Source organism: Isoptericola nanjingensis, from assembly GCF_050311635.1.
Lineage (GTDB): Bacteria > Actinomycetota > Actinomycetes > Actinomycetales > Cellulomonadaceae > Isoptericola > Isoptericola nanjingensis.
In genome coordinates, this window is record NZ_JBNOZL010000003.1 from 220,686 (window position 1) to 245,025 (window position 24,340).

Here is a 24,340-nt window from a genome sequence, read left to right on the forward strand (position 1 = left end):
GCGGCTCGGCGCGGCGGAGCTCCCGGAAGGACGGCGCGCCCGGCGTGCCGCCCGGACCCCAGGAGGCCCTGAGGTAGCGTGACGCAGGTGAGCGAGGGACTCGGGAGCGACACCATGACGCAGACGACCACGAGCGACGCCTCACCGGCCGCGGCCACCGCGACCAGCCCCGCCCCGGGCAGTCCGGCCGGCGGGCTCGAGGAGCCGCGTACCGACGTCGTCGGGCGGCCGCTGCCCGACTTCCGCGACCCGGCGCCGCTGGCCTCCCACGGGCCCGCGCGCATCGTCGCGATGTGCAACCAGAAGGGCGGGGTCGGCAAGACCACCACGACGATCAACCTGGGCGCCGCGCTGGCCGAGTACGGCCGCCGCGTCCTGCTCGTGGACTTCGACCCGCAGGGCGCTGCCTCGGTGGGGGTGGGCGTCAGCCCGCACGACCTCGACCTCAGCGTCTACAACCTGCTCATGGAGCGCGACGTCAGCTTCACCGACGTGCTGCAGCCCACGAACATCGAGGGCATGGACGTGCTGCCCGCGAACATCGACCTGTCGGCCGCGGAGGTCCAGCTCGTCGGCGAGGTGGCCCGCGAGTCGGTCCTCGCCCGCGCGCTGCGGCCTGCCCTCGACGACTACGACGTGATCCTCGTGGACTGCCAGCCGTCGCTCGGCCTGCTCACGGTCAACGCCCTCACCGCCGCGCACGGCGTGCTCATCCCGCTGGAGTGCGAGTTCTTCGCCCTGCGCGGCGTGGCCCTGCTCGTGGAGACGATCGAGAAGGTGCGCGACCGGCTCAACCCGGCCCTGGAGATCGACGGCATCCTCCCGACGATGTACGACTCGCGCACCCTGCACTCCCGCGAGGTCGTGGCGCGCGTGCACGAGGCGTTCGGGGACACGCTGCTGCACACGGTCATCGGGCGCACGGTGAAGTTCCCGGACGCGTCGGTGGCGGCCGAGCCGATCACCAACTACGCGCCGACCCACGCCGGAGCGGCCGCGTACCGGCAGCTCGCTCGGGAGCTCGTCGCCCGTGGTGACGCTGCCTGACGTCGCCCCGGAGCAGGGGGAGGCGGTCGACGCCGTCGACGGCTCCGACGCCCGGCCGGGGTTCGAGGTGCACCTCGACAACTTCACCGGCCCGTTCGATCTGCTGCTGTCGCTGATCGCGAAGCACGAGCTCGACGTCACCGAGGTGGCGCTCGCGGCCGTGACGGACGAGTTCGTCGCGCACATCCGCGAGGCCGAGGCCGCGTCCCGCGAGGCGACGGCCCGCGGCGAGGAGCACCCGTCGTGGGACCTCGGGACGGCGAGCGAGTTCCTCGTCGTCGCGGCCACCCTGCTGGACCTCAAGGCCGCGCGGCTGCTGCCAGGAGTCGTCGAGGAGGACGCCGAGGACCTGGAGCTGCTCGAGGCCCGCGACCTGCTGTTCGCCCGGCTGCTGCAGTACCGCGCGTACAAGGAGGTCTCCGGCCTCCTCGCCGAGCGGCTGGAGACCGAGGGGCGCCGGGTGCCGCGTTCGGTGCCGCTCGAGCCGCACCTCACGGCGCTGCTGCCGGAGCTGGTGTGGACCCTCGACGGCGCGCGTCTCGCCGAGCTGGCGGCCCGGGCCCTGGAGCCCAAGCCCCCGCCCGTCGTCGGGCTCGACCACCTGCACGCCTCCACCGTGAGCGTGCGGGAGCAGGCGGGCGTGGTGGCGCGCCGGCTGCGGCGCGAGCACGTCGCGACCTTTCGCGCGCTCGTCGCGGGGGAGGAGCGGCTCGTGGCCGTCGCGAGGTTCCTCGCCCTGCTGGAGCTGTTCCGCTCCGGCCGGGTGGCGTTCGAGCAGGCCACGGCGCTCGGCGAGCTGACCGTGCGGTGGACGGCGGACGACGGCGGCGACCACGGCCCGGACGAGGAGGACGACGGCGAGCTCGCGGCGGGCTTCGAGGAGTTCGACGGGACGCCCGGGCAGGACGAGGGGACCGGGGGGCCCGCCGCGGGCGCCGCCGGCGTGACGGAGGTCGTGGCATGACGCAGCAGACGGACGAGCAGACGGAGGCCGCCGAGCCGGAGCCGGCGGCCGCGCCCGAGCCGGTGCTCGACGTCGACGTCGACGTCGACGCCCTGCCGGGCGGGCTGGCGGCGGCGCTGGAGGCGGTCCTCATGGTCGCGGAGTCGCCGGTGGCGGTCGAGCGGCTCGCGGCCGGCGTGGCGCGGCCCGTGCCGGAGGTTGCCGAGGTGCTCGAGGAGCTGGCCGCGGAGTACCGCGGGGAGACGGGCGGGCGCCCGCGCGGCTTCGAGCTCCGCGAGGGCGCGGAGGGGTGGCGCGTCTACTCGGCGCGTGCCCAGGCCGACGTCGTGGGCGCCTTCGTGCTCGAGGGCCAGTCGTCCCGCCTCAGCCAGGCGGCCCTGGAGACGCTCGCCGTCATCGCGTACCGCCAGCCCGTCACCCGCGGGCAGGTCTCGGCGGTGCGCGGGGTGAGCGTCGACGGCGTGGTGCGGACCCTGCTGGCCCGCGGCCTGATCGCCGAGACGGGCCAGGACCCGATGACCGGCGCCGTGCTGTTCGGCACGACGGGTGAGTTCCTCGATCGGATGGGCTGGTCGTCGCTCGAGGAGCTGCCGCCCCTGGCGCCGCACCTGCCGGACGTCGCCGAGGCGATCGCCCTGGACCCGTCCTCGGCCCTCCGTCGCGGCCTGGCGGAGGACGGGCCCGACGCCTGAGGTCAGGCGACCGTCGCGTCGACCGTGACGTCGACGTTGCCCCGCGTGGCGTTCGAGTACGGGCACACCTGGTGCGCGGCGGCGACGAGCGCGTCGGCGGTCGCCTGGTCGACGCCGCCGAGCTCGGCGTGCAGCGCGACCGCCAGCCCGAAGCCGCCCTCGGGCGTCGGGTGCAGGGAGACCTCGGCCACGACGGCGGAGTCGCTCACGGTGGCCTTCTCCCGCCGTGCGACGAGCTTCAGCGCGGAGTGGAAGCAGGCGGCGTACCCCGCGGCGAAGAGCTGTTCGGGGTTCGTGGCGCCGCCCGCGCCGCCCATCTCCTTGGGGATCGCGAGGTCGACGTCGAGAAGTCCGTCGTCGGACCGCGACCGGCCGTCCCGTCCGTCTCCGGTGGCGGTCGCGACCGCCGTGTAGAGCGCGCTCATGCTGGTCCTCCTGGGTCGGATAACTAGTAGAGTTACTAGTTCGTCTACTAGACCACGCGACGCCGGTCGTCGCAAGCACCCCGGATCGCGTCGTGAGCCCCCCGGGGCAGGTCTCGACGTGAGAGGTTGGTGCGATGGGAACCAGGACGGCGGCCTCGCCCCCGGAGCGGCCGGCGGGGCGCGGGCGGGTGCGTGAGCGGATCCTCGAGGAGGGGAGCCGGCTGTTCTACGCGGACGGCGTCCGCGCCGTGAGCGCCGACAAGGTGATCGCCGCGGCGGGCGTGTCCAAGGTCACGTTCTACCGTCACTTCCCGACGAAGGACGACCTCGCCGTCGCCTACCTCGAGGCGATCGCGGACGAGGAGCGCGCGCTGCTCGAGCGGCTCCGCGGGGACCATGCCGGCGACCCGGCGGCGACCCTCGCCGCCCTCGCCGAGGCCCTGGGCGCCGTGGCCGGCAGCGCGCAGTTCCGCGGCTGCGCCTTCGTGAACGCCGGGGCCGAGTACGCGGACGCGGCGCACCCGGTGCGCCGGATCGTCGCCGGCCACCGTGCCCGGTACGCGGGCTTCTTCGCCGACGTCGCGCGGGACGCGGGCGCCGACGACCCGCAGGCGGTGGCGGCCGAGCTGATGATGCTGCGCGACGGGGCCATGGTGTGCGGCGACGTGGACGACGCCCGCGCGGTCGCGCCCCGCCTCGCCTCGGCCTTCGCGGCGGTGCTCGCCGCCCACCGGGGGGCCGCGGCCGGCGCCTGAGGGCCGTGCCGGCGCACCGGCGCAGGGCGTGGTGCGGCGTCGTCGAGCAGGACCGGCCCGACCTGAGAGAATCGGGCACCATGAGCACCGAACGCCGCGGCGGGAGCCGCCGCACCAGCCGTCCCCAGGGTCCCGCCGCGCGGCGCACGCAGCGCCAGGCCCCGCCCCGCCGTCCGGCGCCGCGCTCCGGCGAGCCGGACCGCGACGTGCACGTCGCGGACGGCGTCCGGCTGCAGAAGGTGCTCGCCCAGGCGGGCCTGGGGTCGCGCCGCAAGTGCGAGGAGCTCATCGCCGAGGGGCACGTCGAGGTTGACGGCGTCCTGGTCACCGAGCTCGGGCTGCGCGTCGACCCGGCGAAGGCCGTCGTGCACGTCGACGGCATGCGCGTGCAGCTCGACACCTCGAAGATCACCCTCGCGCTGAACAAGCCGCTCGGCGTGGTCTCCACGATGAGCGACCCCGAGGGCCGCCCCACCCTCGCCGACCTGGTCAAGGACCGGCCGGAGCGGCTGTTCCACGTCGGCCGGCTCGACGCCGACAGCGAGGGCCTGCTGCTCCTCACGAACGACGGCGAGCTCGCGAACCGGCTCGCCCACCCGCGGTACGAGATCCGCAAGACGTACCTCGTCACCGTGACGGGCGGCGAGTTCTACCCCCGCCACGCCAAGCAGCTCACCGACGGTGTCGAGCTCGAGGACGGCCTCGCCCGCGCCGACAAGGTGCGCGTGGTGGACTCCGTGCCCGGCGAGACGATGCTCGAGGTGGTGCTGCACGAGGGCCGCAACCGGATCGTGCGTCGCATGCTCGACGCCGTCGGGTTCCCGGTCACGCGCCTCGTCCGCACCCGCATCGGCCCGATCGTGCTGGGCGACCTGCGGGTCGGGCGCTCGCGGGTGCTCGGGCGCACCGAGCTCGGCACCCTCATGCGCGACGTCGACATGTGACGTCGTCGCACCCCGTCCAGCAGTCCCCGCAGCCCCCGCAGTCCCCGAAGTCCCGTAGTCCCGCGCGACACTCCGCGCGACAACAGAAGGTGAGCACTCGTGGTCGTCATCGCCGTCGACGGTCCCTCCGGGTCCGGCAAGTCCAGCGTCTCCAAGGCGGTGGCGGCCCGGCTGGGGCTCGCCTACCTCGACACCGGCGCGATGTACCGGGCCGCGACGCTGTGGTGCGTCGACGGCGGCACCGACCTCGCCGACCAGGCGGCGGTGGCCGACGCCGTGCGCGCCATGCCGCTCGAGATGGGGGTGGACCCGGCTGCCCCGACCGTCCGCCTGGGCGGTCGCGACGTCGCCGCGGCGATCCGCACCACCGAGGTCTCCACGGCCGTCTCGCAGGTGGCCACCAATCTCGACGTGCGCGCCGAGCTCCGGCGCCGGCAGCGCGCCGTGATCGAGACCGAGAGCGCGCCGGGCGGTTTCTCGGGCGGCAAGGGCGTCGTCGCGGAAGGGCGCGACATCACGACCGTCGTCGCCCCCGACGCGGACGCCCGCGTGCTGCTCACCGCGAGCGAGGAGGCCCGGCTGCGCCGCCGCTCGCTCGAGGTGCACGGCGCGGCCGACGAGTCGGCCGTCGAGGCGACGCGCGACCAGGTGCTGCGCCGCGACCGCGACGACTCCACCGTCAGCCAGTTCCAGGTCGCGGCCGACGGCGTCGCCACCGTCGACTCGTCCGACCTCGACTTCGACCAGACGGTCGACGCCGTCCTCGCGGTCGTCGCGCAGGTCACCGCCTGACCCGCCACCCGGCGCGTGCGCGCGGCACCGTCCGGACCCGGTGACGCGGGTCTCGTTCGTGACAGGCCGCTCGGCCTGGGAGAATGGTGCGCATGACCACTCCCGCCGACGGCTCCGTGCCCGCTGCCGAGCCCACCGACGAGCCCACCGCCCCGCCTGCGCCCGGCGTCGCCGCGGCGCCCGCGGACCATGCGGACACCGAGGGCCGTGACGCCGTGGCGGATGTCCTCGAGTCCGACGGCGACGACGAAGCGCGCGAGCGCGCGCTGCGCGCCGGCCTGGAGGACTTCGAGCTCGACGAGGCCGACCGAGCGCTGCTGGACGCCGAGTGGGACGAGGAGGGCTTCGGCCCCGGCGAGGCGCCGCTGCCGGTGCTCGCCGTCGTCGGCCGCCCGAACGTCGGCAAGTCGACGCTCGTCAACCGCATCCTCGGCCGCCGCGAGGCCGTCGTGGAGGACACCCCGGGCGTCACCCGCGACCGGGTGAGCTACCCCGGCGAGTGGGCCGGTCGCGAGTTCACCCTCGTGGACACGGGCGGCTGGGAGGTCGACGTGGCGGGCATCGAGTCGAAGGTCGCCGAGCAGGCGGAGGTCGCCGTCGAGCTGGCCGACGCCGTCATCTTCGTCGTCGACTCCACCGTGGGCGCGACGTCGACGGACGAGCGCGTCGTGGAGCTGCTGCGCCGTTCGGGCAAGCCGGTCGTGCTGTGCGCCAACAAGGTCGACGGGCCGTCGGGCGAGGCGGACGCCGCCTACCTCTGGGCCCTCGGCCTCGGCGAGCCGCACCCGGTCTCCGCGCTGCACGGGCGCGGCACCGGGGACCTGCTGGACGCCGCGATGAAGGTGCTGCCCGAGGTCTCCGAGCACGGGGAGCTGCGGCCCGCCGGCCCGCGCCGCGTCGCCCTCGTCGGCCGCCCGAACGTCGGCAAGTCGTCGCTGCTGAACAAGATCGCCGGCGCCGAGCGTGTCGTCGTCGACGAGACCGCGGGCACCACCCGCGACCCGGTCGACGAGCTCGTCGAGATCAAGGGCGTGCCCTACTGGTTCGTCGACACCGCGGGCATCCGCCGCCGTGTGCACCAGACGCGCGGCGCCGACTTCTACGCCTCGCTGCGCACCCAGGCCGCGATCGAGAAGGCCGAGGTCGCCGTCGTGCTCGTCGACGCCTCGCAGCCGATGACCGAGCAGGACACGCGCGTCATCTCGCAGGCCGTCGACGCGGGCCGGGCGCTCGTCATCGCGTACAACAAGTGGGACCTCATGGACGACGACCGTCGCCCGTACCTCGAGCGCGAGATCGAGCGGGACCTGGTGCAGGTGCAGTGGGCGCCGCGCGTCAACGTCTCGGCCCGCACGGGCTGGCACACCGACAAGCTGACGCGCGCGCTCGAGACGTCGCTCGAGTCGTGGGACACCCGCATCCCGACCGGGCGCCTCAACGCGTTCCTCGGCGAGCTCGTGGCCGCCCACCCGCACCCGCTGCGCGGCGGCAAGCAGCCGCGCATCCTGTTCGGCACCCAGGCCTCGACGCGCCCGCCGCGGTTCGTCATCTTCGCCACCGGGTTCCTCGAGGCCGGGTACCGACGCTTCATCGAGCGCCGCCTGCGCGAGACCTTCGGGTTCGAGGGGTCGCCCATCGAGATCAGCGTCCGCGTGCGGGAGAAGCGGCGGCGCTGACGCGCCGGTGAGCCGCCGACGAGTCGCTGATGAGCCGCCGATGAGTCGCCGATGAGCCGGGCCCCGCTGGCCCGCCGTGGTCGCCTGCTGCGCCTGGGCGCGGCGCGCGACACGTCCGCGGTGCGCCACCTGGTGACGTTCCTGGTCGTGACGGTGGCGACGGTGCTCGTCACGCGGTTCCTGCTCGCGGCGTCCGGGTACCCGCAGGTGGGCGGCGGCGGGCTGCACGTGGCGCACGTCCTGTGGGGCGGGCTAGGCATGGCGCTCGCGGTGGTGGTGCTGCTGTCGTGGGTCGGGCCGGCGCCGCGGTCGCTCGGTGCGGTGCTGGGCGGCGTCGGCTTCGGGCTGTTCGTCGACGAGATCGGCAAGTTCGTCACCTCCGACAACGACTACTTCTACGAGCCGACGGCGGCGCTGATCTACGCGGTCGTCGTCGTGCTCGTGCTGCTCGTGGAGGCCCTGCACGGGCGACGGGCGCACCACCCCGCGGAGTACCTCGCGGTGGCGACCGACCGCGCCGTGGCCGGCGTGGCGGGCGGCTTCACGGACGTGGAGCGCGAGGAGGCGCGGGCGCTCGTGGAGCGGGGCCGCGGCGAGCCGGCGGCGGAGGAGGTCGCCGCGCTGGTGGAGGCCGTGCCGCGCGACGACGTGACCGTGCCGGACCCCGTCCGGGCGCTGGTCGTCCGGGTGTCCGCGTGGTTCGCCGAGGCGATGGAGCACCGGTGGGCCGCCGCGGTCGTGACGGTGGCGGTGCTCGCCACCAGTGCCGGGTCGGTCGTGGTGGCGCTGCGGGTGCTGCTCGGCGGGATCGCGGTGCCGTCCTGGGTCGGCGTCGGGATCCTCGTGGCCGTCGCCGCGACCGTGGCGTGCGTCGTGTGGGCGCTCGTCGTCGGCCCGCGGGACCACCGCGCGGGGGCGGTGTGGGTGCGGCGCGGGGTCCTCGTCAGCCTGTTGGTCACCCAGCTGCTCGCGTTCCGCGCGGTGCATTGGGTGGCGGTGGCGGGCCTGGTGGTGGATCTCCTCGTGCTCGTCGCCCTCGGCGTCGCGCTGGGGCGGGACGACGAGCGGCGCACGGCGCGCGGTCGCGGGTGAGACGTGCGCCACTCGGGCTTGCCACGCGGGCGCGGGCCGTGGCACGGTCGGCGATGACGAGCGAATTGCTCGCGTGCTCTGGGGTCGGTGAAATTCCGAGCCGGCGGTGAAAGTCCGCGACCCGGTCACAGCCTGTGACCGGTTGACCAGGTGGAACTCCTGGACCGACGGTCAAAGTCCGGATGGGAAGCGCACGCGACGGCTCCCCGTCCGGTCCGACCCCCGGCCCCTCGGCCGGTGTCGTCCTTCGTGACGACCGTCCGCGACCGGTCGGTGCGAGCACGTCCGACCCCGCCTTCCTGCCCCGGGGTCCGCGACCGGACGACAGGGGCAGGACGGATGAGCGCCACCACGGCAGAGCGCGCCGCGATGCAGCGTGCGCTCGAGCTGGCCGCGCAGGGGCCGGCACGAGGACCCAACCCGCGCGTCGGGTGCATGCTCCTCGACGCCGACGGTGCTTCGATCGCGGAGGGCTTCCACCGCGGCGCGGGCACGCCGCACGCCGAGGTCGAGGCGCTGCGCCGCGCGACCGAGTCCCGCGGCCCGGGCGCCGCGCGCGGGACCACCGCCGTCGTCACGCTCGAGCCCTGCAACCACCACGGCCGCACCGGTCCCTGCGCCGACGCGCTTCTGGCCGCGGGGGTCGCGCGGGTCGTGCACGGCCAGCACGACCCCAACCCTGCCGCGTCGGGCGGCGCCGCACGCCTGCGCGCCGCGGGCGTCGAGGTCGTCGGCGGCGTGCTGGCGGACGAGGCGCGCGCGCTCAACGCCGTCTGGACGCGCGCGCAGGAGCTCGGCCGTCCCGTCGTCACCTGGAAGGTCGCGAGCACGCTCGACGGGCGCTCCGCGGCCGCCGACGGCACCTCGCGCTGGATCACGGGACGGGCCGCGCGCCACGACGTGCACCGCCTGCGCGCCGGGGTGGACGCCGTCGTCGTCGGCACCGGCACCGCGCTCGCCGACGACCCCGACCTCACCGTGCGGCACGCCCCGCTGACGGGGCAGCAGCCGGACCGCGTCGTCGTCGGGCTGCGGGACCTGCCCGCGTCGTCCCGGCTCGCGCGCGCCGCGGCGGCCGGCGAGGCAGTGATCCACCTGCGCACCCACGACCCGCACGAGGTGCTGGACCTGCTCTGGTACCGCGAGCACCGGCACGTGCTGCTCGAGGGCGGGCCCGCGCTCGCCGCCGCCTTCTGGCGCGCCCGGCTCGTCGACGACGTGGTCGCGTACGTCGCGCCCGTGCTGCTCGGGGTCGGCGCGTCGGCCGTCGCCGACCTCGGCATCGGGACCATCGCCGACGCCGCGCGCCTCGACCTCCTCGACGTCGCCGTCCTGCCCCGGGACCCGGACGACCCCACCGACATCCCCACCGTGCGGCTCGCCCTGCGGCCGCGGAAGGAGCGCTGAGCCATGTTCACCGGAATCGTGGAGGAGCTCGGCACCGTCGTCGCGGTGCGCGAGCACGCCGACGGCGCCCGCCTCACCGTCGCCGCCGACACCGTGCTCGAGGGCGTCCGGCTCGGCGACTCGATCGCCGTCGACGGCTGCTGCCTGACCGTGGCGGAGACGGGGGTGCACGACGGCCGCGCCACCTGGACCGCCGACCTCATGGCCGCGACCCTGGCCCGTACGAGCCTCGGCGGGCGGCGAGCCGGCGACCCGGTCAACCTCGAGCGCGCGCTCGCGGCGGACGGACGGTTCGGCGGGCACGTCGTGCAGGGCCACGTCGACGGCGTCGGGACGGTGCTCGCCCGCACGCCGGGCACGCAGTGGGAGGTCGTCGACGTCGCGCTGCCTCCGGCGCTGGCGCGGTACGTGGTGGCGCAGGGCTCGATCGCCGTCGACGGCGTGAGCCTCACCGTCGTGGACGCCCGCGACGACGCGTTCACCGTGAGCCTCATCCCCGAGACCAGGGCCCGCACGACGCTCGGCTCCCGCGCCGTCGGAGAGCGGGTCAACCTCGAGGTCGACGTGCTGAGCAAGTACGTCGAGCGGCACCTCGCGGCGACGGTGGCGGCACGATGAGCGGCGCCGTCGAGCGCGTGGCGCGGGCGATCGACGACGTCGCGGCGGGCCGCCCCGTCGTCGTCGCGGACGACGCGGACCGGGAGAACGAGGGCGACCTCATCCTCGCCGCCGACGCCGCGACGCCGGAGCTCATGGGCTTCCTCGTGCGGCACACGAGCGGCCTCGTGTGCGTGGGCGTGGCCGGGGACTCGCTCGACCGGCTCGGGCTGCCCCTCATGGTCGAGGCGAACGAGGACGCCTACCGCACGGCGTACACGGTGACGGTCGACGCCGCCACGGGCGTCTCGACCGGCATCTCCGGCGCCGACCGCGCCCGCACCGCACGCCTGCTCGCCGACCCGAAGGCGGTGCCAGCGGACCTCACCCGGCCCGGGCACGTGCTGCCGCTGCGGGCGCGCCCCGGCGGCGTCCTGGAGCGACGCGGGCACACCGAGGCGGCCGTCGACCTCGCGCGGCTGGCCGGGCGCGGGGAGGCCGGCGTGCTCGCCGAGCTGGTGCACGACGACGGCACCATGATGCGGCTGCCCGCGCTGCGGGAGTTCGCGGCCGAGCACGGCCTCGCCCTGATCAGCGTGGCCGACCTCGCCGCCTACCGGCGCGCCACCGAGATCCTCGTCGAGCGCGTCGCCGTCACGACCCTGCCCACCCGGCACGGCGACCTCGTCGCCGTCGCCTACCGGGACACCCGCACGGGGAACGAGCACGTGGCGCTGGTGGCCGGGTCCCTCGACTCCCTCGCGGACCCGGCGCACGGGCCGGTGCTCGCGCGCGTGCACTCCGAGTGCCTCACGGGTGACGCGTTCGGCAGCCTCCGGTGCGACTGCGGGCCGCAGCTCGACGAGTCGCTGCGCCGGGTCGCCGAGGCCGGCCGCGGCGTCGTCGTCTACCTGCGCGGGCACGAGGGGCGGGGGATCGGCCTGGCCGCCAAGCTCGCCGCCTACGCCCTGCAGGACGGCGGCCGGGACACGGTCGACGCCAACCTCGACCAGGGGCTGCCCGCCGACGCCCGCGACTACACCGCCGCCGCTCACGTGCTGCGCGACCTCGGGGTACCCGGCGTGCGCCTGCTGACCAACAACCCCGCCAAGGTCGACGGCCTCGTCGCCGGGGGAGCGGCCGTCGCCGAGCGGCTGCCCCTCGTCCTGCCCGCCCACCCGCGCACGCTGGGGTACCTGCGCACCAAGCGCGACCGCATGGGGCACGACCTGCCCCACGTGTCCGACGCCCTGCACGACATCCCGCACGACATCCCGCACGACACCGGAGGAACCACGATGGACCGCACCCCGACCGCCCCGATCGTCGCCGGAGCGGCCCGATGAGCGGCGCCGGCGCCCCCGCCGCCGCGCCCGTCGACTGCTCCGACCTGCGCGTCGCCGTCGTCGCGGCGAGCTGGCACCAGGTCGTCATGGACGGTCTGCTCGACGGCGCGCTGCGCGCCTGCGCCGACCACGCGGTCGCGGAGCCGCGCGTCGTGCGGGTGCCCGGCTCGTTCGAGCTGCCCGTGGCCGCCCAGGCGCTCGCGGCCTCCGGGTATGACGCCGTCGTCGCGCTGGGCGTCGTGATCCGCGGCGGCACACCGCACTTCGACTACGTGTGCGCGGCCGCGACCGACGGGTTGAGCCGGGTGGCGCTCGACCACACCGTGCCCGTGGGGTTCGGCCTCCTGACGTGCGACGACGAGCAGCAGGCCCTCGACCGCGCCGGGCTGGACGGCTCGCACGAGGACAAGGGCTACGAGGCCGCCGCCGCCGCGCTCGCCACCGCGCGGGTGCTCGGTGACGTCCGGAAGGCAGCGGTCGGCGGTGCCCGCGTCGATGCAGGAGCAGTGTCCGACCTGGGGTAGTATTTCGGTCGGCCCTGCGGGGTGGCACCACGGTGCCACGTGTGGGGTCGACGGGCTGTGGCGCAGCTTGGTAGCGCACCTGACTGGGGGTCAGGGGGTCGCAGGTTCAAATCCTGTCAGCCCGACAAAAGCCCAGGTGAGAGCTGTTTCTCACCTGGGCATTTGTCGTTTCCGGTCGTTGTTTGACGGCAACTCGCAGGAAACTCGGGTCCTTGCCGGGTGGTCGATCGTGGCGCTGGTGCCTGATCTCACGGCGATGAGACTGCAAAATCCGCGGAATCCCGGGCTTCACATGGGGTAGGGCTGGGCTGAGTTGAGTCCCGCAGAGTGGTGTAGCGCGGTCGCCGGGATCGTCTTCGACGAGACGAAGTGCGGCCACCGCGTGATCCTTCGAGAGAAACCCTTCACAGCACCCTCGAACGGAGCATCACGATGACCGCACCTGCCATTGTCGACCCTGCCGGCCTGCTTGGCGAGGCCCTGACCGAGGCCTCGCCGGACCTGATGCGATCGCTGTTGCAGACGGTGATCAACGCCCTGCTCAGTGCCGATGCCGACGCGGTGGTGGGCGCGGAATGGGGCCAGCGATCGGCGACGCGCACGACGCAGCGCAACGGCTACCGCCACCGCGACCTGGACACCCGGGTCGGGACCCTGGATGTCGCGATCCCGAAGCTGCGGTCCGGTTCGTACTTCCCTGAGTGGCTGCTCGAGCGCCGCAAGCGGGCCGAGTCCGCACTGATCACGGTGGTCGCGGACTGCTACTTGGCCGGAGTGTCCACCCGCCGGATGGACAAGCTGGTCACGACCCTCGGGATCAACTCGTTGAGCAAGTCGCAGGTCTCGCGGATGGCGACCGACCTGGACGAACAGGTCGAGGCCTTCCGTCACCGTCCCCTGGACGAGGCGGGCCCGTTCACGTTCGTGACCGCCGACGCCCTGACGATGAAGGTCCGCGAGAACGGGCGCGTCATCAACGCCGTCGTGCTTCTCGCGACCGCGGTCAACGGTGACGGTCACCGCGAATTCCTGGGCATGCGGGTCGCCACGAGCGAGACCGGGCCGGCGTGGAACGAGTTCTTCGCCGACCTCGTCGCCCGCGGTCTGGCCGGAGTCCGCCTCGTCACGAGCGATGCGCACGCCGGCCTCGTCGAGGCCGTGGCCGCGAACCTGCCCGGCGCCACGTGGCAGCGATGCCGCACGCACTACGCGGCCAACCTGATGAGCATCTGCCCCAAGAGCATGTGGCCCGCCGTGAAGGCGATGCTGCACTCGGTCTACGACCAGCCCGACGCCAAGGCGGTGCAGGCCCAGTTCGACCGGCTGCTCGACTACGTCGGCGGCAAGCTGCCCGAGGTCGCCGAGCACCTGGACGCCGCCCGCGCCGACATCCTCGCGTTCACCGACTTCCCGAAGGACGTGTGGTCCCAGATCTGGTCGAACAACCCGACCGAACGACTCAACCGCGAGATCCGCCGCCGCACCGACGCCGTGGGCATCTTCCCCAACCGAAGCGCGGTGGTGCGCCTGGTCGGGGCCGTGCTGGCCGAACAGACCGACGAATGGGCCGAAGGTCGCCGCTACCTCGGCCTCGAAGTCCTCGCCCGATGCCGCCTGAGCCCGGTCACCAACACGTCGACGGAGGTGAACACCGACCCCATGCTCGAACTCAGCGCGTAACCCAAGAAGGATCACCGAGCGCTACACCACTCCCAGGGGCTTGACCCCGGCTCGGGTCAGCGGTCGCCTCACATCGAGGTGGGGACACGTCGCCTGAGGTATTCAGGTGAGGGAGGGCACGGACCGAACTTGTCGGGCCGGGCCCTCCGGCGTTCACCCCTTATCCAGCGCCGAACGTACCTTCGCCTTGGCGGCCCTGCTACAGCCGTCGATCGCAAACGAATTGCTCGCGTTGGCAAGCGCGGACTTGGAGGGCTTCGAGGACTTTGCCTGTCAGTGCTCGTCGAATAGCCGGGTAACCACGAGGTCCGGACATCCAAGGAGCCGAAGTGCGTGGCCCCGCACGATCCGCTCAAGCACCGCGACGGCTTCGTCGAGTTCGTCGGCCGGGTAGCCACGGTTGCCTTGGGCGAGGTCGTTGCGCACGAGCCGAAGCGCCTCGGGTGTCGAGCTCGCCCGACCGGAGGCGCGCAACCCCTTGACGAGGTCCGTGGTCGCTAGGGCTTCCGTACCGTTGACGGGGAGGGCTCTCGCCATCGCCTCTAGGGCGCCGTCGAGGCTGCTCATCGGCCGCTTTATCAAGACCTTGTTGCGCCCCGGGTTCAGTGGAGGCTCGGAACTGACGCTTCGACGGTAGTCGGAGCGGCGTGGTGTCGGTAATGGGCTCGCCGCCGCCGGGAAGATCACGATCGAGGGCGACGCCGGCGCGACTCCTACGCCACCCTGCTCGACAAGTTCGACCCGAACTTCCCGATCGTCACCCCGTGACAGGAGCGGTGATCTCGATGGACTGCCTGGTTCCCCAGGAGACGTTGCTGACGGTGGCCATCGCGTACCAGCGCAGGACACGGAGGAAGGTCACGCTCCACAGGCCGACGAGGGGTGCGCAGGCGTAGACGGCCAGCCGCTGGGCTGTCGTCTGGTCGCTGCGTCGCAGCGCGAGGTAGGGGGAGGCGACGACGAGCTGGACGCCCCCGACGATGCACGCGCCGAGCGCCAGGGTGGCGGGCTGCAGGAGCGTGCCGGAGACGAGGAGGACGACGAGCGCGGCGGTGGCGGCGGTGTACTGCATCCAGCGGGCCACGTGGTACCAGTAGGAGAACCGGCCGAGGGGCAAGCTGCGGAGCCGGGTGCCCGACCGCAGGAAGGATCCCCTCATCCAGCGCAGCTGCTGGCGCCGGTGCCCGTCGAAGGTGGACGGCATCGCGGTGAACGCGAAGGCGCTGGGCTGGTGCACCGTGCGTCCGCGCTGCTGGGCGAAGAGGGTCAGCAGGCTGTCGTCCGAGGTGTGCACGGGGCGGCCGCGGAAGGTCTCGGTCAGGTAGTCCTCGACGTGGTCCCACAGGACGGCGGCGCGATAGGTCGCCAGGCCGCCGGAGTTCACCAGGACGGCGCCCGCGCGGGACAGGGCCGCGCGGTCGACCATCTGCATGGACAGATACCAGACCTCCTGCATCCGGGTCAGCACATTCGTGCGGTAGTTGGTCACGAGGATGGTGCCCGCCACCGACTGGACCTGCGGGTCGGCGAACGGCTGGAGGCTCTCCTCGATGGCCCGCGCGTCGAGTTGGGTGTCGCTGTCGACGGTGACGTAGAAGTCGGCGTCCGGGAACGCGCGCGCCCCGGCGACCTGGGCACTCCGCTTGCCGCCGTTCTCCTGCCGCTGCCAGGTCGCAGCGACACCGGCCCTCGGGGCGGCCTCGACGAACCAGTCGCGCACCGGCGCGTAGTCGCCGGTGGTCGACCCGTCGTCGACGACGCAGACGGCGGCCGGCGGGTGCGTCTGGCGCAGGAGCGCCTCGAGGTTGCCGCGCAGGATGTCGTCGGCCTCGTTGTAAACGGGCACGAGGACGGCGACCCGCGCGGTGGCCATCCGCGCGGCGCCCTCGGTGGATGCGGCGACGGGCCGGTCGAACGCGGCGGTGGCGAGCTGCCAGACGAGGAAGAGCATGCCGGCGACGTACACCCACAGCACCGGGCTATGGCCGGTCAGGAGGAAGGCCAGACGATGGGTGGCCCAGACGATGCCGAGGACCGCCCCGGCGACGAGGACCCAGCGGACGCGTCCCGGGACGCGGGTGGCGGCGAGCGGTGCGTGCGTTGATGCGGTCATGATGCTCTCTCCGGCGGTGATGGCGCGGGTGGACGGGACGGTGCAGACCTGGCGGGCCGGTCAGAGCCGGTCAGAGGCCTGGTCAAGCGTGCCGGTCGTGTCGAAGAAGCGCTGCGCCGTCGCCGCGAGGCCGGCCAGGTCGTACGCGCTGTGCTTCTGGACGAGGATGACGAGGTCGGCCTCGGCGACGGCGGCGCGCAGCTCCTCGTCGTCGACCCGCCCGACGCCGGGCTCGCCCCACTCCGGGACGTGCGGGTCGTGGTACTCGACCTGGGCGCCGTGGCTCAGCAGGGCCTGGGCCAGCGGTCGGGCGGGTGTCTCGCGGTCGTCGGAGATATCCCGCTTGTAGGCGACGCCGAGGAGGAGCACGCGGGCACCGCGCAGCGGGACCCCCGCGTCGTTGAGCAGGTCCTGGCTGCGGCGCGCGACGTACGAGGGCATCGCGACGTTGATCTCCTGTGCCAGCTCCGCCATCCGCAGGGGACGCCCGGTCTGCTCGCGCAGGTGGGCGCTGAGGTACATAGGGTCGATCGGGATGCAGTGCCCGCCGACGCCGACCCCCGGCCGGAACGGCTGGAAGCCGAACGGCTTGGTAGAGGCGGCCCCGATCACGTCCCACACGTCGATGCCCAGGTCGTGGCACGCCTGGGCGAGCTCGTTCACGAGGGCGATGTTCACCTGCCTGTAGGTGTTCTCCAGCAGCTTCGCAGTCTCTGCCTCGCGCGGCGAGGACACCGGGACGACGCGGTCGACGAACGCGGAGTAGAGCGCGGTCGCGCGGTCGGTGCAGGCCGGGGTGAGCCCGCCGACGACCTTGGGCGTGTTCCGGACACCGAACGTGCCGTTGCCCGGGTCGACCCGTTCCGGCGAGAAGGCGAGGTGGAAGTCCGTGCCGGCGCTGAGCCCGGAGTGCTCCGAGAGGATGGGCGCCACGATGTCCTCGGTGGTACCGGGGAACGTCGTGGACTCCAACACGACAAGCGTGCCCGGCTGGAGGTTACGGCCCACCGTGACGACGGCGCTGCGCACCGCGGTAAGGTCGGGCCCGCCGTCCGCCCCCAACGGGGTGGGAACGCAGATGACGACCGCCCGGGCGCGGCGTAGCAGCCGCTCGTCCGTGCCGGCAACGAAGCCTGCCGCGGTCATCTCGGCGACCTGCCGGTTGGAGATGTCGTCCACGGCCGAGCGGCCGGCGCGCAGCCCCTCGACCCGGGCCTCGTCGATGTCGAAGCCGGCCACGCGCAGGCCGGAGGCGACGGCCTCCTGCGCCAGGGGGAGGCCGACGTAGCCGAGCCCGACGACGGCGAGGTCGAACGTGGTGCTCGTGCTGGGGAGGGCGGGCGCCGGGGACGTGGCCGGGCGGTTGGTGGTGACGGTGGTCATGATCGCGCTTCTTTCGAGGTTCGGGGTTGAACTCTTCGTGCTGACACCTCTAGTATGCATGTATACACGGATACGGACAAGGGAGGTGACACAGATCATGAGCGATGGGATGCCGATGGCGACCGGTGGTGGCATGGCGGTGCTGGCCATGACCGGGGCGCAAGCGGGCCTGGGATGGTTCGCCCTCGCGGCCGCGGGGCTCGTCCTCGTGGGCGCGGTCCTGCTGCGCCTGCGCAGCAGACGTGCCGCACGGCGCGGATGAGACAGCAGGAGCGGTACAGCGGGCCGGTCGTCCTCGGGGCGTCGGCCCGCCGTCGTCCTGTGCTCGCCCGGGCCAGCGCGCCCGACCGGGGCGCGGGGGCCCGCAGCCTCTAGTCTCGTGCCGAACCCGAGGAGGAACCGTGCCGCTCAGCCCACCCCGCCGTCCCCTGCCCGCCACGAGCGCCCTCGTGGACGGCGTGTACCAGGTCCTGCTCGACGCGATCGTCGAGGGCGAGCTGGCGCCGGGCGAGGTCGTCAAGGAGTCGGAGGTCGGAGAACTCCTCGGCGTCTCCCGCACGCCGGTGCGCGAGGCGTTCCGCCGTCTGGCCGAGATCGGCATGCTCCGGATCGAGGTCAACCGCGGGAGTCGGATCGCAGACCTTGATCCCAACCACCTGAGGCAGGTAGGCGACCTGCTGGCTGAACTCGTCGGATACGCGAGCCGTCTGGCCCTCCCGCGACTGTCCGGCCAGGACGTCAGCTGGCTGACCACGCTGGGCGAGAAGCAGATGCGGACCGCGCTTCGGGCTCCTGAGAACTACGAACTGCACGCGATCGAGCTGCATGACTTATTCATAGCCCGAGCGGACAACGCGGTGCTCGAGAAAGTGACGGCTGGGTTGCGGCCCCACATAGACCGGCTCGTGCACGCCCGGCAAGACCGCCTTGTCCGCTTGGAGCAGGCGCAGCAATTCGCTTCAATCATCGCGGCGGTCCGCGAAAACGACGCCGACCTGCTGCAAGGGATCGTCAGCGCCTACTGGCGCTACTTCACAGAACAGATGCTCGCGGCGACCTGAGCGCTCGAGCCATCGCTGCGCTACGGCCTGTCGCAGAACGACCGTCATACCTGGTTTGGCCCGATTCGGGGTCTCGGACACCCGCGTGGTGCACCGACTACGACGCCGACGGGCGACATCCGGCCCACCGACCGTCCATCGCACGTAAGTGCGCACGATTGGGGTACGACCCGGCAACGCGGCCGGGTGATCCTTGCAGCGCCGACAACTTGGAGGGCGACTCAACGTGGAGTCGCCAACTAGCATCCAAGGCGTGCTCACCGTCCCCGCCCGTACGGACTCCGCGGCTAACCCCCGTGCGGTCGTTAAGGGGCTCTCGGGAGCGGGTGGAGGGGCCTCGGCCGTGCATCTCGGCCGCCCGAGCCGGCTCTCGTTGAGGTGTCCAAAAAGTGTCAAGAAACTACGACTGCCAAGGCCCATTGGCGCCAGTGATCGACCATCACGTGGCCACCCGATGCGTGCCATCGATGCAGGTCAGAGCTATTTCATACAGGTCAGAAGATCGAGCGTTTCGCCAGAACCTCTACCAGGGGGTCGCAGGTTCAAATCCTGTCAGCCCGACCAGCACGCGAACGAGAGGCTCGGACCGGAGGTGGTCCGAGCCTCTCGTCGTTCGCGTCGGTCGGCCCTGCGGTCCCCGTCGGTCCCGCGCCCTACGGTCCTCCCAGGGGACGGCAACGCCGGTACACCGACGAGCAGCTCGCCGAGGCCGTCGCGAGCGCGCGGTCATGGCGCGGGACCCTTCGAGAGCTCGGGATGTCGGGCAGGTCGGCGGGGTCGATGAGATCGGTGCGGGGGCGCGCGGACGCGCTCGGCCTCGACTACCGCCACTTCACCGGGCAGCGCGGGTGGACCGAGGGCGAACTGATGACGGCGGTCCGCGAGGCGACCATGTGGACGGATGTCGCCGTTCGACTGGGTCTCAGGGGTGGGTCCGGGATCGTCACGGCGAAGGGGCACGCCGCGCGGCTCGGCCTGGATACCGACCACCTCACGACGTCGGACGTCGATGTGAAAGATGCTCCGCGGCCCGATATCGCTCGCCTCGACCGTGCGGGGTCGCTCCTCGCCGCAGCGTGGTTCACCCTGTGCGGCGCCGATGTCTCGTGGCCGCTCGAACCTGCTCGCTACGACCTGCTCGTGACGACCCGGTCCGGCACGCGCCGGGTCCAGGTGAAGACGACGACCACGCGCGCCGGCGCGACCTGGAAGGTCTACCTCTCGACCTCTCGTGGCGAACGGCGTACGTACGACCCGGACGAAATCGACGATTTCTTCGTCATCGACGGCGAGCTGCGGCAGTACCTGATCCCCGCCGCCGTCGTGGGCGGGCTGCACGCGATCCACGTGGGCTCGTACGCCCGGTACAGGCTGCCGACACTCGCTTCCGCCGGACCTGCTGCCGACGTGTCCTGACGCCGGTACCGGACGGACGCGTCTTCGGCCCCGTGCATCGCCCCACGGGCGCGCATGTCCGCTGCGGGTCACGATGGCCACGAGACGGGGCGGGACACGGCATGAGCGAGCACGCCTCAGGCACGTCGCATCGGCACGACGATGGGAAACACGACATGTGCACGGGAATCCGGTTCTCGGACGGCCACGGCAGCGTCTACCTGGCGCGGAACCTCGACTGGACCAGCGGCTACGGGCAGCAGGTGGTGATGACGCCCACGGGTTTCGCGCCGAGCTCACCGTTCGGTGCGGTCCCCGACATCAAGCACGCCACCATCGGCATGGGCATCGTGGAAGAGTCGACGCCGCTCTACTTCGACTGCGGGAACGACGTGGGACTGGCGGTCGCTGGGCTCAACTTCCCGGGATACGCGGCCTACGCCCCCGCCCCGGTGGACGGCGCCGTCAACGTCGCCGCGTTCGAGTTCCCCCTGTGGGTGTGCTCGCAGTTCGCGAGCGTGGACGAGGTCGAGGCCGCGCTCGCGGACGTGGTGATCGTCGACCGGCCGATCAACGACAGGTACCCCAGCTCGCTGCTCCACTGGATCGTCGGCGACGGCACGCGGGCGATCGTGGTGGAGCACACGAGCGACGGCATGCACGTGTTCGACGACGACGTCGACGTGCTGACGAACCAGCCCGGGTTCGCCTGGCACCACGAGAACCTGCGCAACTACCTCAACACCTCGCCGGAGTTCCCTCAGGACGTCGCGCTGGGCAGGGCGGTCCTCAGCCCGTTCGGGTCGGGTTCGCACATGCGCGGGATCCCCGGCGACTACTACTCGCCGTCCCGGTTCGTCCGCGCGGCGTACGTCAACGCGCACTACCCCTCCAGGGAGAGCGAGACGGAGAACGTCAGCCGCGCCTTCCACACCCTGCAGCAGGTGGCGATGGTCGACGGATGCGCCGCGATGGGCTCGGGCGAGTTCGAGATCACGATCTACACGGGGCTCTTCTCCTCCCGGACCTCGACGTACTACTGGAGCACCTACGACGACCCGGCGATCCGCTGCGTCGCGCTGGCCGACCATCCGGCCGACGGCACGGACCTGGTCCTGGCGTAGCGCGAACCGACCCGCGTGCGAGCGGGGTGAGGACCGGTTGGCGCACCGCGGCGACGTGACCGGCGACGCCCCGCGGACGCGTGCCGGGCATGATGGTCGGATGCCCGACCACGCCCGAAGCGGCCTGCGCGTGACGCCAGCTCTCGTCCTTCCCGAGGCGGAGCTGTCCTGGCGCTTCTCGCGCTCCTCGGGGCCGGGGGGTCAGGGCGTGAACACGACCGACTCGCGCGTCGAGCTGTCGTGGGACGTCACGGCGTCGCGGGTCCTCACCGAGACCCAGCGCGCACGGATCCTCGAGCGGCTCGGACGGCGGGCGCCCGACGGCGTGCTGACCGTCGTGGCGTCCGAGCACCGCGCGCAGCTGCGCAACCGGGACGCCGCCCGGACCCGGCTGGCCGCGCTCGTCGCCGACGCGCTCGCGCCGCCCGGGCCGAGCCGGCGCCCGACGCGCCCGACCCGGGGGTCGGCCCAGCGGCGCATCGACGCGAAGAAGCGTCGCGCGGGCGTCAAGCGGATGCGGCGCCCGCCGCAGGACTGAGACCGGCGAGGACGGCGGTCGTCAGGCGCCGCGGTCGGGTGCCGCCATGTCGCCGGTCGCGGGCACGCCGTCGGCGAGGCCGTAGTGGAGGTACACGGTGCCGCTGGGGCCGGCGACGGGAGGTTCGAGGAGCCGGAGGTTCGTGGGCACCTCCCCGCCGTCGAAGACCTTCTTGCCGACCCCCAGGACGATGGGGTGGACCCAGAGGTCGATGCGGTCGAACAGCTTCTCGTGCAGGAGCGTCTGCACGAGATCGAGGCTCCCGACGACGCGGACGTGCTCGTGCCGGTCGCGGATCTCCCGCACGGCGGCGGGCAGGTCCGGGCCGAGCTGGGTGGAGCCGGCCCAGGAGAGGTCGGGGGTGCCGCGAGAGGCGACGTACTTCGGGATGCTGTTGAAGAGGGTCGCGATGTCGCCGTCCTGGCCGTCGCCGCTCTGGTGCGGCCAGAAGCCCGCGAAGATGTCGTAGGTCCGCCGGCCCAGGAGGAGGGCGTCCGTCCCCTCGCCGTAGGCGGCGTCGATCTGCTCGCCGGCGACCTCGTCGATGAGCGGGGCCTGCCAGCCTCCGAACGGGAAGCCCTGCGGGTCCTCGTCGGGACCGCCCGGGGCCTGGGCGACCAGGTCGAGGGTGGCGAACAGCTCGAGGTGGATGAGTCCCATGGTGTCCTCCGGAGGTCGTCCGGCGCTGGACGGTCGGCCGGCTCACGGGGGAGACCGGGTCGGTCGGGAGAACTCATCGGCACAGAGATCGGGAGAGAAACCTTCCACTGTGAGGTTTTGGGGGTAGGCTCGTCCACGGCTTCCGGCGCGGTGCGGCGTACTTCTGTACGGGCATCGACGGAAGTCGGACCGCAGACCACGCGAAGGAGCCCCCAGATGCCCATCACGTCCGTGCAGCTGTACTCGCTGCGGGATGCCATCGCCGCCGACCTGGACGCCGCCGTCGCGCGCGTCCGCGAGATCGGGTACGAGAACGTCGAGCCGTACGCGTTCGTCGAGCGCGTCGCCGACTTCGAGCGCGCCTTCGCCGCCACGGGGCTCGCCGCGCCGTCCGGCCACGCCGCCGTCATCGACGTCGCCGAGCCCGACGTCGTCTTCGAGGCCGCCGCCCGCCTCGGCATCGGCATCGTCATCGACCCGTTCGTCCCGACCGAGCGGTGGCAGACGGCGGACGACGCGAAGAAGCTCGCCGACCGCGTCAACGAGCTGACCGTCCGGGCGGCCGGCCACGGCCTGCGCTTCGGCTACCACAACCACCAGTGGGAGTTCACGAACAAGGTCGACGGCCGGCCGGTCTTCGAGATCTTCGCCGAGCAGCTCGACCCGGAGGCCGTGCTCGAGGTCGACACGTTCTGGGCCACCGTCGGCGGCGCCGACGCCCCGGCCGTGCTCAAGACGCTCGGCGACCGCGTCGTCGCGATCCACGTCAAGGACGGCGAGGTGTCCGGCGACATCGCGACCGTGCTGCCCTCCAGCGAGAGCGCGCTCGAGGTGCCGCCCGCGCTCAAGGCCGCCTACGAGAACCAGGTCCCCGCCGGCCAGGGTGACGTCGACGTGCCGGCGATCCTCGCCGCCGCGCCGCAGGCCATCCGGGTCGTGGAGTTCGACTCCTACGCGGGCGACGTCTTCGAGGGCGTCGCCGCGTCCCTCGCCTGGCTGCAGGAGAACGACAAGTGAGCCGCGTGGGCGTCGGCATCGTCGGTGCCGGGAACATCTCGACGCAGTACCTCGAGAACCTCACGCAGTTCGCCGACGTCGAGGTCCGGATGGTGGCCGACGTGCTGCTCGACCGGGCTCGCGCGCAGGCCGAGGCCTACGGCGTCGCGTCGTCGGGCACGGTGGAGGAGCTGCTGGCCCGCGACGACATCGAGATCGTCGTCAACCTGACCATCCCGGCGGTGCACGCCGAGGTCGGGCACCAGATCGTCGCGGCCGGCAAGCACGTGTGGAGCGAGAAGCCGATCGCGACCGACCACGCGTCGGCCGCCGCGCTGCTGGCGGCCGCCGAGGCGAAGGGGCTGCGTGTCGCGTGCGCCCCGGACACCGTCCTCGGCGCGGGCATCCAGTCCGCGCTGCGGGCCATCGCCCGCGGGGACATCGGCGAGCCGCTGACCGCGACGACGATGTTCCACGTCCCCGGCCCGGAGGCGTGGCACCCGGACCCCGACTTCCTCTACGCGACGGGTGCCGGGCCCCTGTTCGACATGGGGCCGTACTACGTCACGACCCTCGTGCACGCCCTCGGTGCGGCGGCCCGCGTGCAGGCCGTGTCGTCGAAGTCGCTCGAGAAGCGCACGATCGCGTCCGGCCCGCGCGCCGGGGCGACCTTCCCCGTGGAGGTGCCGACCCACCACGCGGCGCTGATCCAGTTCCGGGGCGGGCAGTCGGCCCAGTCGACGTTCTCGTTCCAGCACGCCCTGCCGCGCGCCGGGTTCGTCGAGATCAACGGCACGACGGGCACCATCGTGCTGCCCGACCCGAACGTGTTCGACGGCGACTCGACCCTGTGGCGGTACGGGCAGGAGGAGCCCGAGACGGTCGCCGCGACCGGCTCCACCTGGGGCCGCGGCACCGGCGTCGTCGAGCTGGCGCGCGCGATCCGTGAGGGGCGCCCCGAGCGGGCCTCCGGCGCGGTCGCGCTGCACGTGCTCGACGTGCTCCTCGCGATCCGCGACGCCGCGGAGTCCGGGACGGCGGTCGACGTCGCGTCCACGGTCGACGCGCCGCCGCCGCTGACGGAGGACTTCGACCCGGCGGCGTCGACCTTCTGACGCCGCCCGCGACG

General features: G+C 73.0%; 25 protein-coding genes, 1 tRNA gene and 1 riboswitch. Of the genes, 21 read left to right on the forward strand and 5 right to left on the reverse strand.

From position 1 onward, the window contains the following. Positions 1-78 precede the first annotated feature (78 nt). From ACQP6G_RS06465 to scpB, 3 genes are read left to right on the forward strand one after another with little or no spacing between them, the layout of a single operon-like run. Entirely contained in the window at positions 79-1,047 is a 969-nt protein-coding gene (locus ACQP6G_RS06465) for a ParA family protein (protein WP_429729163.1), read from the forward strand. Then, entirely contained in the window at positions 1,040-2,011 is a 972-nt protein-coding gene (locus ACQP6G_RS06470; protein WP_429763790.1) for a segregation and condensation protein A, read from the forward strand. The genes ACQP6G_RS06465 and ACQP6G_RS06470 overlap by 8 nt, the downstream gene beginning before the upstream one ends. Continuing rightward, positions 2,008-2,703 (forward strand): SMC-Scp complex subunit ScpB, encoded by a 696-nt coding sequence (gene scpB / locus ACQP6G_RS06475; protein ID WP_429763418.1) that lies wholly within the window; start codon positions 2,008-2,010, stop codon positions 2,701-2,703. The genes ACQP6G_RS06470 and scpB overlap by 4 nt, the downstream gene beginning before the upstream one ends. Before the next feature lie 2 nt (positions 2,704-2,705). Here the strand turns inward: scpB and ACQP6G_RS06480 are convergent, their stop codons facing one another. Continuing rightward, entirely contained in the window at positions 2,706-3,128 is a 423-nt protein-coding gene (locus tag ACQP6G_RS06480) for an organic hydroperoxide resistance protein (RefSeq protein ID WP_429763419.1), read from the reverse strand. 134 nt (positions 3,129-3,262) lie between these two features. Here ACQP6G_RS06480 and ACQP6G_RS06485 point away from each other — a divergent pair, with 134 nt between their 5' ends. From ACQP6G_RS06485 to ACQP6G_RS06535, 11 genes are all read left to right on the forward strand, one after another. Next, positions 3,263-3,883, forward strand: a complete 621-nt coding sequence (locus ACQP6G_RS06485) for a TetR/AcrR family transcriptional regulator (RefSeq protein WP_429763420.1) — start codon at positions 3,263-3,265, stop codon at positions 3,881-3,883. A gap of 80 nt (positions 3,884-3,963) precedes the next feature. After that, positions 3,964-4,827: a pseudouridine synthase gene (locus ACQP6G_RS06490; RefSeq protein WP_429763421.1), complete on the forward strand. Its 864-nt coding sequence runs from the start codon at positions 3,964-3,966 to the stop codon at positions 4,825-4,827. Between the two features lie 99 nt (positions 4,828-4,926). Next, the gene (gene cmk, locus ACQP6G_RS06495; RefSeq protein ID WP_429763422.1) at positions 4,927-5,619 is read left to right on the forward strand and encodes a (d)CMP kinase; all 693 of its coding nucleotides are present in this window, start codon (positions 4,927-4,929) and stop codon (positions 5,617-5,619) included. A 92-nt stretch (positions 5,620-5,711) separates the two neighbouring features. Beyond that, a complete protein-coding gene (gene der / locus ACQP6G_RS06500) occupies positions 5,712-7,295 on the forward strand; it encodes a ribosome biogenesis GTPase Der (protein WP_429763423.1) in 1,584 nt (527 codons plus the stop codon). A 51-nt stretch (positions 7,296-7,346) separates the two neighbouring features. Continuing rightward, a complete protein-coding gene (locus ACQP6G_RS06505; RefSeq protein ID WP_429763424.1) occupies positions 7,347-8,387 on the forward strand; it encodes a hypothetical protein in 1,041 nt (346 codons plus the stop codon). A 69-nt stretch (positions 8,388-8,456) separates the two neighbouring features. Continuing rightward, positions 8,457-8,586: riboswitch (FMN riboswitch) on the forward strand. Positions 8,587-8,726: 140 nt separating this feature from the next. After that, positions 8,727-9,794 carry a bifunctional diaminohydroxyphosphoribosylaminopyrimidine deaminase/5-amino-6-(5-phosphoribosylamino)uracil reductase RibD gene (ribD, locus tag ACQP6G_RS06510; protein ID WP_429763425.1) on the forward strand — a complete coding sequence of 356 codons (1,068 nt, stop codon included), beginning with the start codon at positions 8,727-8,729 and terminating at the stop codon, positions 9,792-9,794. A gap of 3 nt (positions 9,795-9,797) precedes the next feature. After that, positions 9,798-10,412 (forward strand): riboflavin synthase, encoded by a 615-nt coding sequence (locus ACQP6G_RS06515; protein ID WP_429763426.1) that lies wholly within the window; start codon positions 9,798-9,800, stop codon positions 10,410-10,412. Further along, positions 10,409-11,737 carry a bifunctional 3,4-dihydroxy-2-butanone-4-phosphate synthase/GTP cyclohydrolase II gene (locus ACQP6G_RS06520; RefSeq protein WP_429763427.1) on the forward strand — a complete coding sequence of 443 codons (1,329 nt, stop codon included), beginning with the start codon at positions 10,409-10,411 and terminating at the stop codon, positions 11,735-11,737. Before ACQP6G_RS06515 ends, ACQP6G_RS06520 begins: the two co-directional genes overlap by 4 nt. Next, positions 11,734-12,261, forward strand: a complete 528-nt coding sequence (ribH, locus tag ACQP6G_RS06525) for a 6,7-dimethyl-8-ribityllumazine synthase (RefSeq protein WP_429763428.1) — start codon at positions 11,734-11,736, stop codon at positions 12,259-12,261. Before ACQP6G_RS06520 ends, ribH begins: the two co-directional genes overlap by 4 nt. A gap of 51 nt (positions 12,262-12,312) precedes the next feature. Next, a tRNA-Pro gene (locus tag ACQP6G_RS06530) sits at positions 12,313-12,386 on the forward strand. 307 nt (positions 12,387-12,693) lie between these two features. Beyond that, on the forward strand, positions 12,694-13,941 hold the full coding sequence (locus ACQP6G_RS06535) for an IS256 family transposase (protein ID WP_429763429.1): 1,248 nt from the start codon (positions 12,694-12,696) through the stop codon (positions 13,939-13,941). 273 nt (positions 13,942-14,214) lie between these two features. Here ACQP6G_RS06535 and ACQP6G_RS06540 read toward each other — a convergent pair whose 3' ends face one another. The 3 genes from ACQP6G_RS06540 to ACQP6G_RS06550 all read right to left on the reverse strand — a co-directional run bounded on the left by ACQP6G_RS06540 (position 14,215) and on the right by ACQP6G_RS06550 (position 17,437). Next, on the reverse strand, positions 14,215-14,508 hold the full coding sequence (locus ACQP6G_RS06540; protein ID WP_429763430.1) for a hypothetical protein: 294 nt from the start codon (positions 14,506-14,508) through the stop codon (positions 14,215-14,217). Positions 14,509-14,698: 190 nt separating this feature from the next. Next, positions 14,699-16,054: a glycosyltransferase family 2 protein gene (locus ACQP6G_RS06545; protein WP_429763431.1), complete on the reverse strand. Its 1,356-nt coding sequence runs from the start codon at positions 16,052-16,054 to the stop codon at positions 14,699-14,701. Between the two features lie 60 nt (positions 16,055-16,114). Then, a complete protein-coding gene (locus tag ACQP6G_RS06550; protein ID WP_429763432.1) occupies positions 16,115-17,437 on the reverse strand; it encodes a nucleotide sugar dehydrogenase in 1,323 nt (440 codons plus the stop codon). Between the two features lie 97 nt (positions 17,438-17,534). Here ACQP6G_RS06550 and ACQP6G_RS06555 point away from each other — a divergent pair, with 97 nt between their 5' ends. The 5 genes from ACQP6G_RS06555 (at position 17,535) to arfB (ending at position 21,555) form a co-directional block, all read left to right on the forward strand. Continuing rightward, on the forward strand, positions 17,535-17,699 hold the full coding sequence (locus ACQP6G_RS06555) for a hypothetical protein (protein ID WP_429763433.1): 165 nt from the start codon (positions 17,535-17,537) through the stop codon (positions 17,697-17,699). 187 nt (positions 17,700-17,886) lie between these two features. Beyond that, a complete protein-coding gene (locus ACQP6G_RS06560; protein WP_429763434.1) occupies positions 17,887-18,498 on the forward strand; it encodes a GntR family transcriptional regulator in 612 nt (203 codons plus the stop codon). Between the two features lie 789 nt (positions 18,499-19,287). Further along, positions 19,288-19,914 carry a group I intron-associated PD-(D/E)XK endonuclease gene (locus ACQP6G_RS06565; RefSeq protein ID WP_429763435.1) on the forward strand — a complete coding sequence of 209 codons (627 nt, stop codon included), beginning with the start codon at positions 19,288-19,290 and terminating at the stop codon, positions 19,912-19,914. Positions 19,915-20,069: 155 nt separating this feature from the next. After that, a complete protein-coding gene (bsh, locus tag ACQP6G_RS06570; RefSeq protein ID WP_429763436.1) occupies positions 20,070-21,017 on the forward strand; it encodes a choloylglycine hydrolase in 948 nt (315 codons plus the stop codon). Between the two features lie 100 nt (positions 21,018-21,117). Beyond that, positions 21,118-21,555 (forward strand): alternative ribosome rescue aminoacyl-tRNA hydrolase ArfB, encoded by a 438-nt coding sequence (gene arfB / locus ACQP6G_RS06575; RefSeq protein ID WP_429763438.1) that lies wholly within the window; start codon positions 21,118-21,120, stop codon positions 21,553-21,555. Positions 21,556-21,576: 21 nt separating this feature from the next. On the opposite strand, the gene ACQP6G_RS06580 is transcribed toward arfB, so the two are convergent. Then, entirely contained in the window at positions 21,577-22,215 is a 639-nt protein-coding gene (locus tag ACQP6G_RS06580; RefSeq protein ID WP_429763439.1) for a dihydrofolate reductase family protein, read from the reverse strand. Between the two features lie 216 nt (positions 22,216-22,431). Here ACQP6G_RS06580 and ACQP6G_RS06585 point away from each other — a divergent pair, with 216 nt between their 5' ends. Next, positions 22,432-23,232, forward strand: a complete 801-nt coding sequence (locus tag ACQP6G_RS06585; RefSeq protein WP_429763440.1) for a sugar phosphate isomerase/epimerase family protein — start codon at positions 22,432-22,434, stop codon at positions 23,230-23,232. After that, positions 23,229-24,326 (forward strand): Gfo/Idh/MocA family protein, encoded by a 1,098-nt coding sequence (locus ACQP6G_RS06590; RefSeq protein WP_429763441.1) that lies wholly within the window; start codon positions 23,229-23,231, stop codon positions 24,324-24,326. Before ACQP6G_RS06585 ends, ACQP6G_RS06590 begins: the two co-directional genes overlap by 4 nt. Positions 24,327-24,340 lie beyond the last annotated feature (14 nt).

What these genes read in the sequence shown, in the direction of transcription:
- scpB (WP_429763418.1), top strand. Translation starts at nt 2,008, where the DNA reads ATGACGCAGCAGACGGACGAGCAGACGGAGGCCGCCGAGCCGGAGCCG.
- ACQP6G_RS06480 (WP_429763419.1), bottom strand. Translation starts at nt 3,128, where the DNA reads ATGAGCGCGCTCTACACGGCGGTCGCGACCGCCACCGGAGACGGACGG.
- ACQP6G_RS06485 (WP_429763420.1), top strand. Translation starts at nt 3,263, where the DNA reads ATGGGAACCAGGACGGCGGCCTCGCCCCCGGAGCGGCCGGCGGGGCGC.
- ACQP6G_RS06490 (WP_429763421.1), top strand. Translation starts at nt 3,964, where the DNA reads ATGAGCACCGAACGCCGCGGCGGGAGCCGCCGCACCAGCCGTCCCCAG.
- der (WP_429763423.1), top strand. Translation starts at nt 5,712, where the DNA reads ATGACCACTCCCGCCGACGGCTCCGTGCCCGCTGCCGAGCCCACCGAC.
- ACQP6G_RS06505 (WP_429763424.1), top strand. Translation starts at nt 7,347, where the DNA reads ATGAGCCGGGCCCCGCTGGCCCGCCGTGGTCGCCTGCTGCGCCTGGGC.
- ribD (WP_429763425.1), top strand. Translation starts at nt 8,727, where the DNA reads ATGAGCGCCACCACGGCAGAGCGCGCCGCGATGCAGCGTGCGCTCGAG.
- ACQP6G_RS06515 (WP_429763426.1), top strand. Translation starts at nt 9,798, where the DNA reads ATGTTCACCGGAATCGTGGAGGAGCTCGGCACCGTCGTCGCGGTGCGC.
- ACQP6G_RS06520 (WP_429763427.1), top strand. Translation starts at nt 10,409, where the DNA reads ATGAGCGGCGCCGTCGAGCGCGTGGCGCGGGCGATCGACGACGTCGCG.
- ribH (WP_429763428.1), top strand. Translation starts at nt 11,734, where the DNA reads ATGAGCGGCGCCGGCGCCCCCGCCGCCGCGCCCGTCGACTGCTCCGAC.
- ACQP6G_RS06535 (WP_429763429.1), top strand. Translation starts at nt 12,694, where the DNA reads ATGACCGCACCTGCCATTGTCGACCCTGCCGGCCTGCTTGGCGAGGCC.
- ACQP6G_RS06540 (WP_429763430.1), bottom strand. Translation starts at nt 14,508, where the DNA reads ATGAGCAGCCTCGACGGCGCCCTAGAGGCGATGGCGAGAGCCCTCCCC.
- ACQP6G_RS06545 (WP_429763431.1), bottom strand. Translation starts at nt 16,054, where the DNA reads ATGACCGCATCAACGCACGCACCGCTCGCCGCCACCCGCGTCCCGGGA.
- ACQP6G_RS06550 (WP_429763432.1), bottom strand. Translation starts at nt 17,437, where the DNA reads ATGACCACCGTCACCACCAACCGCCCGGCCACGTCCCCGGCGCCCGCC.
- ACQP6G_RS06555 (WP_429763433.1), top strand. Translation starts at nt 17,535, where the DNA reads ATGAGCGATGGGATGCCGATGGCGACCGGTGGTGGCATGGCGGTGCTG.
- bsh (WP_429763436.1), top strand. Translation starts at nt 20,070, where the DNA reads ATGTGCACGGGAATCCGGTTCTCGGACGGCCACGGCAGCGTCTACCTG.
- arfB (WP_429763438.1), top strand. Translation starts at nt 21,118, where the DNA reads ATGCCCGACCACGCCCGAAGCGGCCTGCGCGTGACGCCAGCTCTCGTC.
- ACQP6G_RS06580 (WP_429763439.1), bottom strand. Translation starts at nt 22,215, where the DNA reads ATGGGACTCATCCACCTCGAGCTGTTCGCCACCCTCGACCTGGTCGCC.
- ACQP6G_RS06585 (WP_429763440.1), top strand. Translation starts at nt 22,432, where the DNA reads ATGCCCATCACGTCCGTGCAGCTGTACTCGCTGCGGGATGCCATCGCC.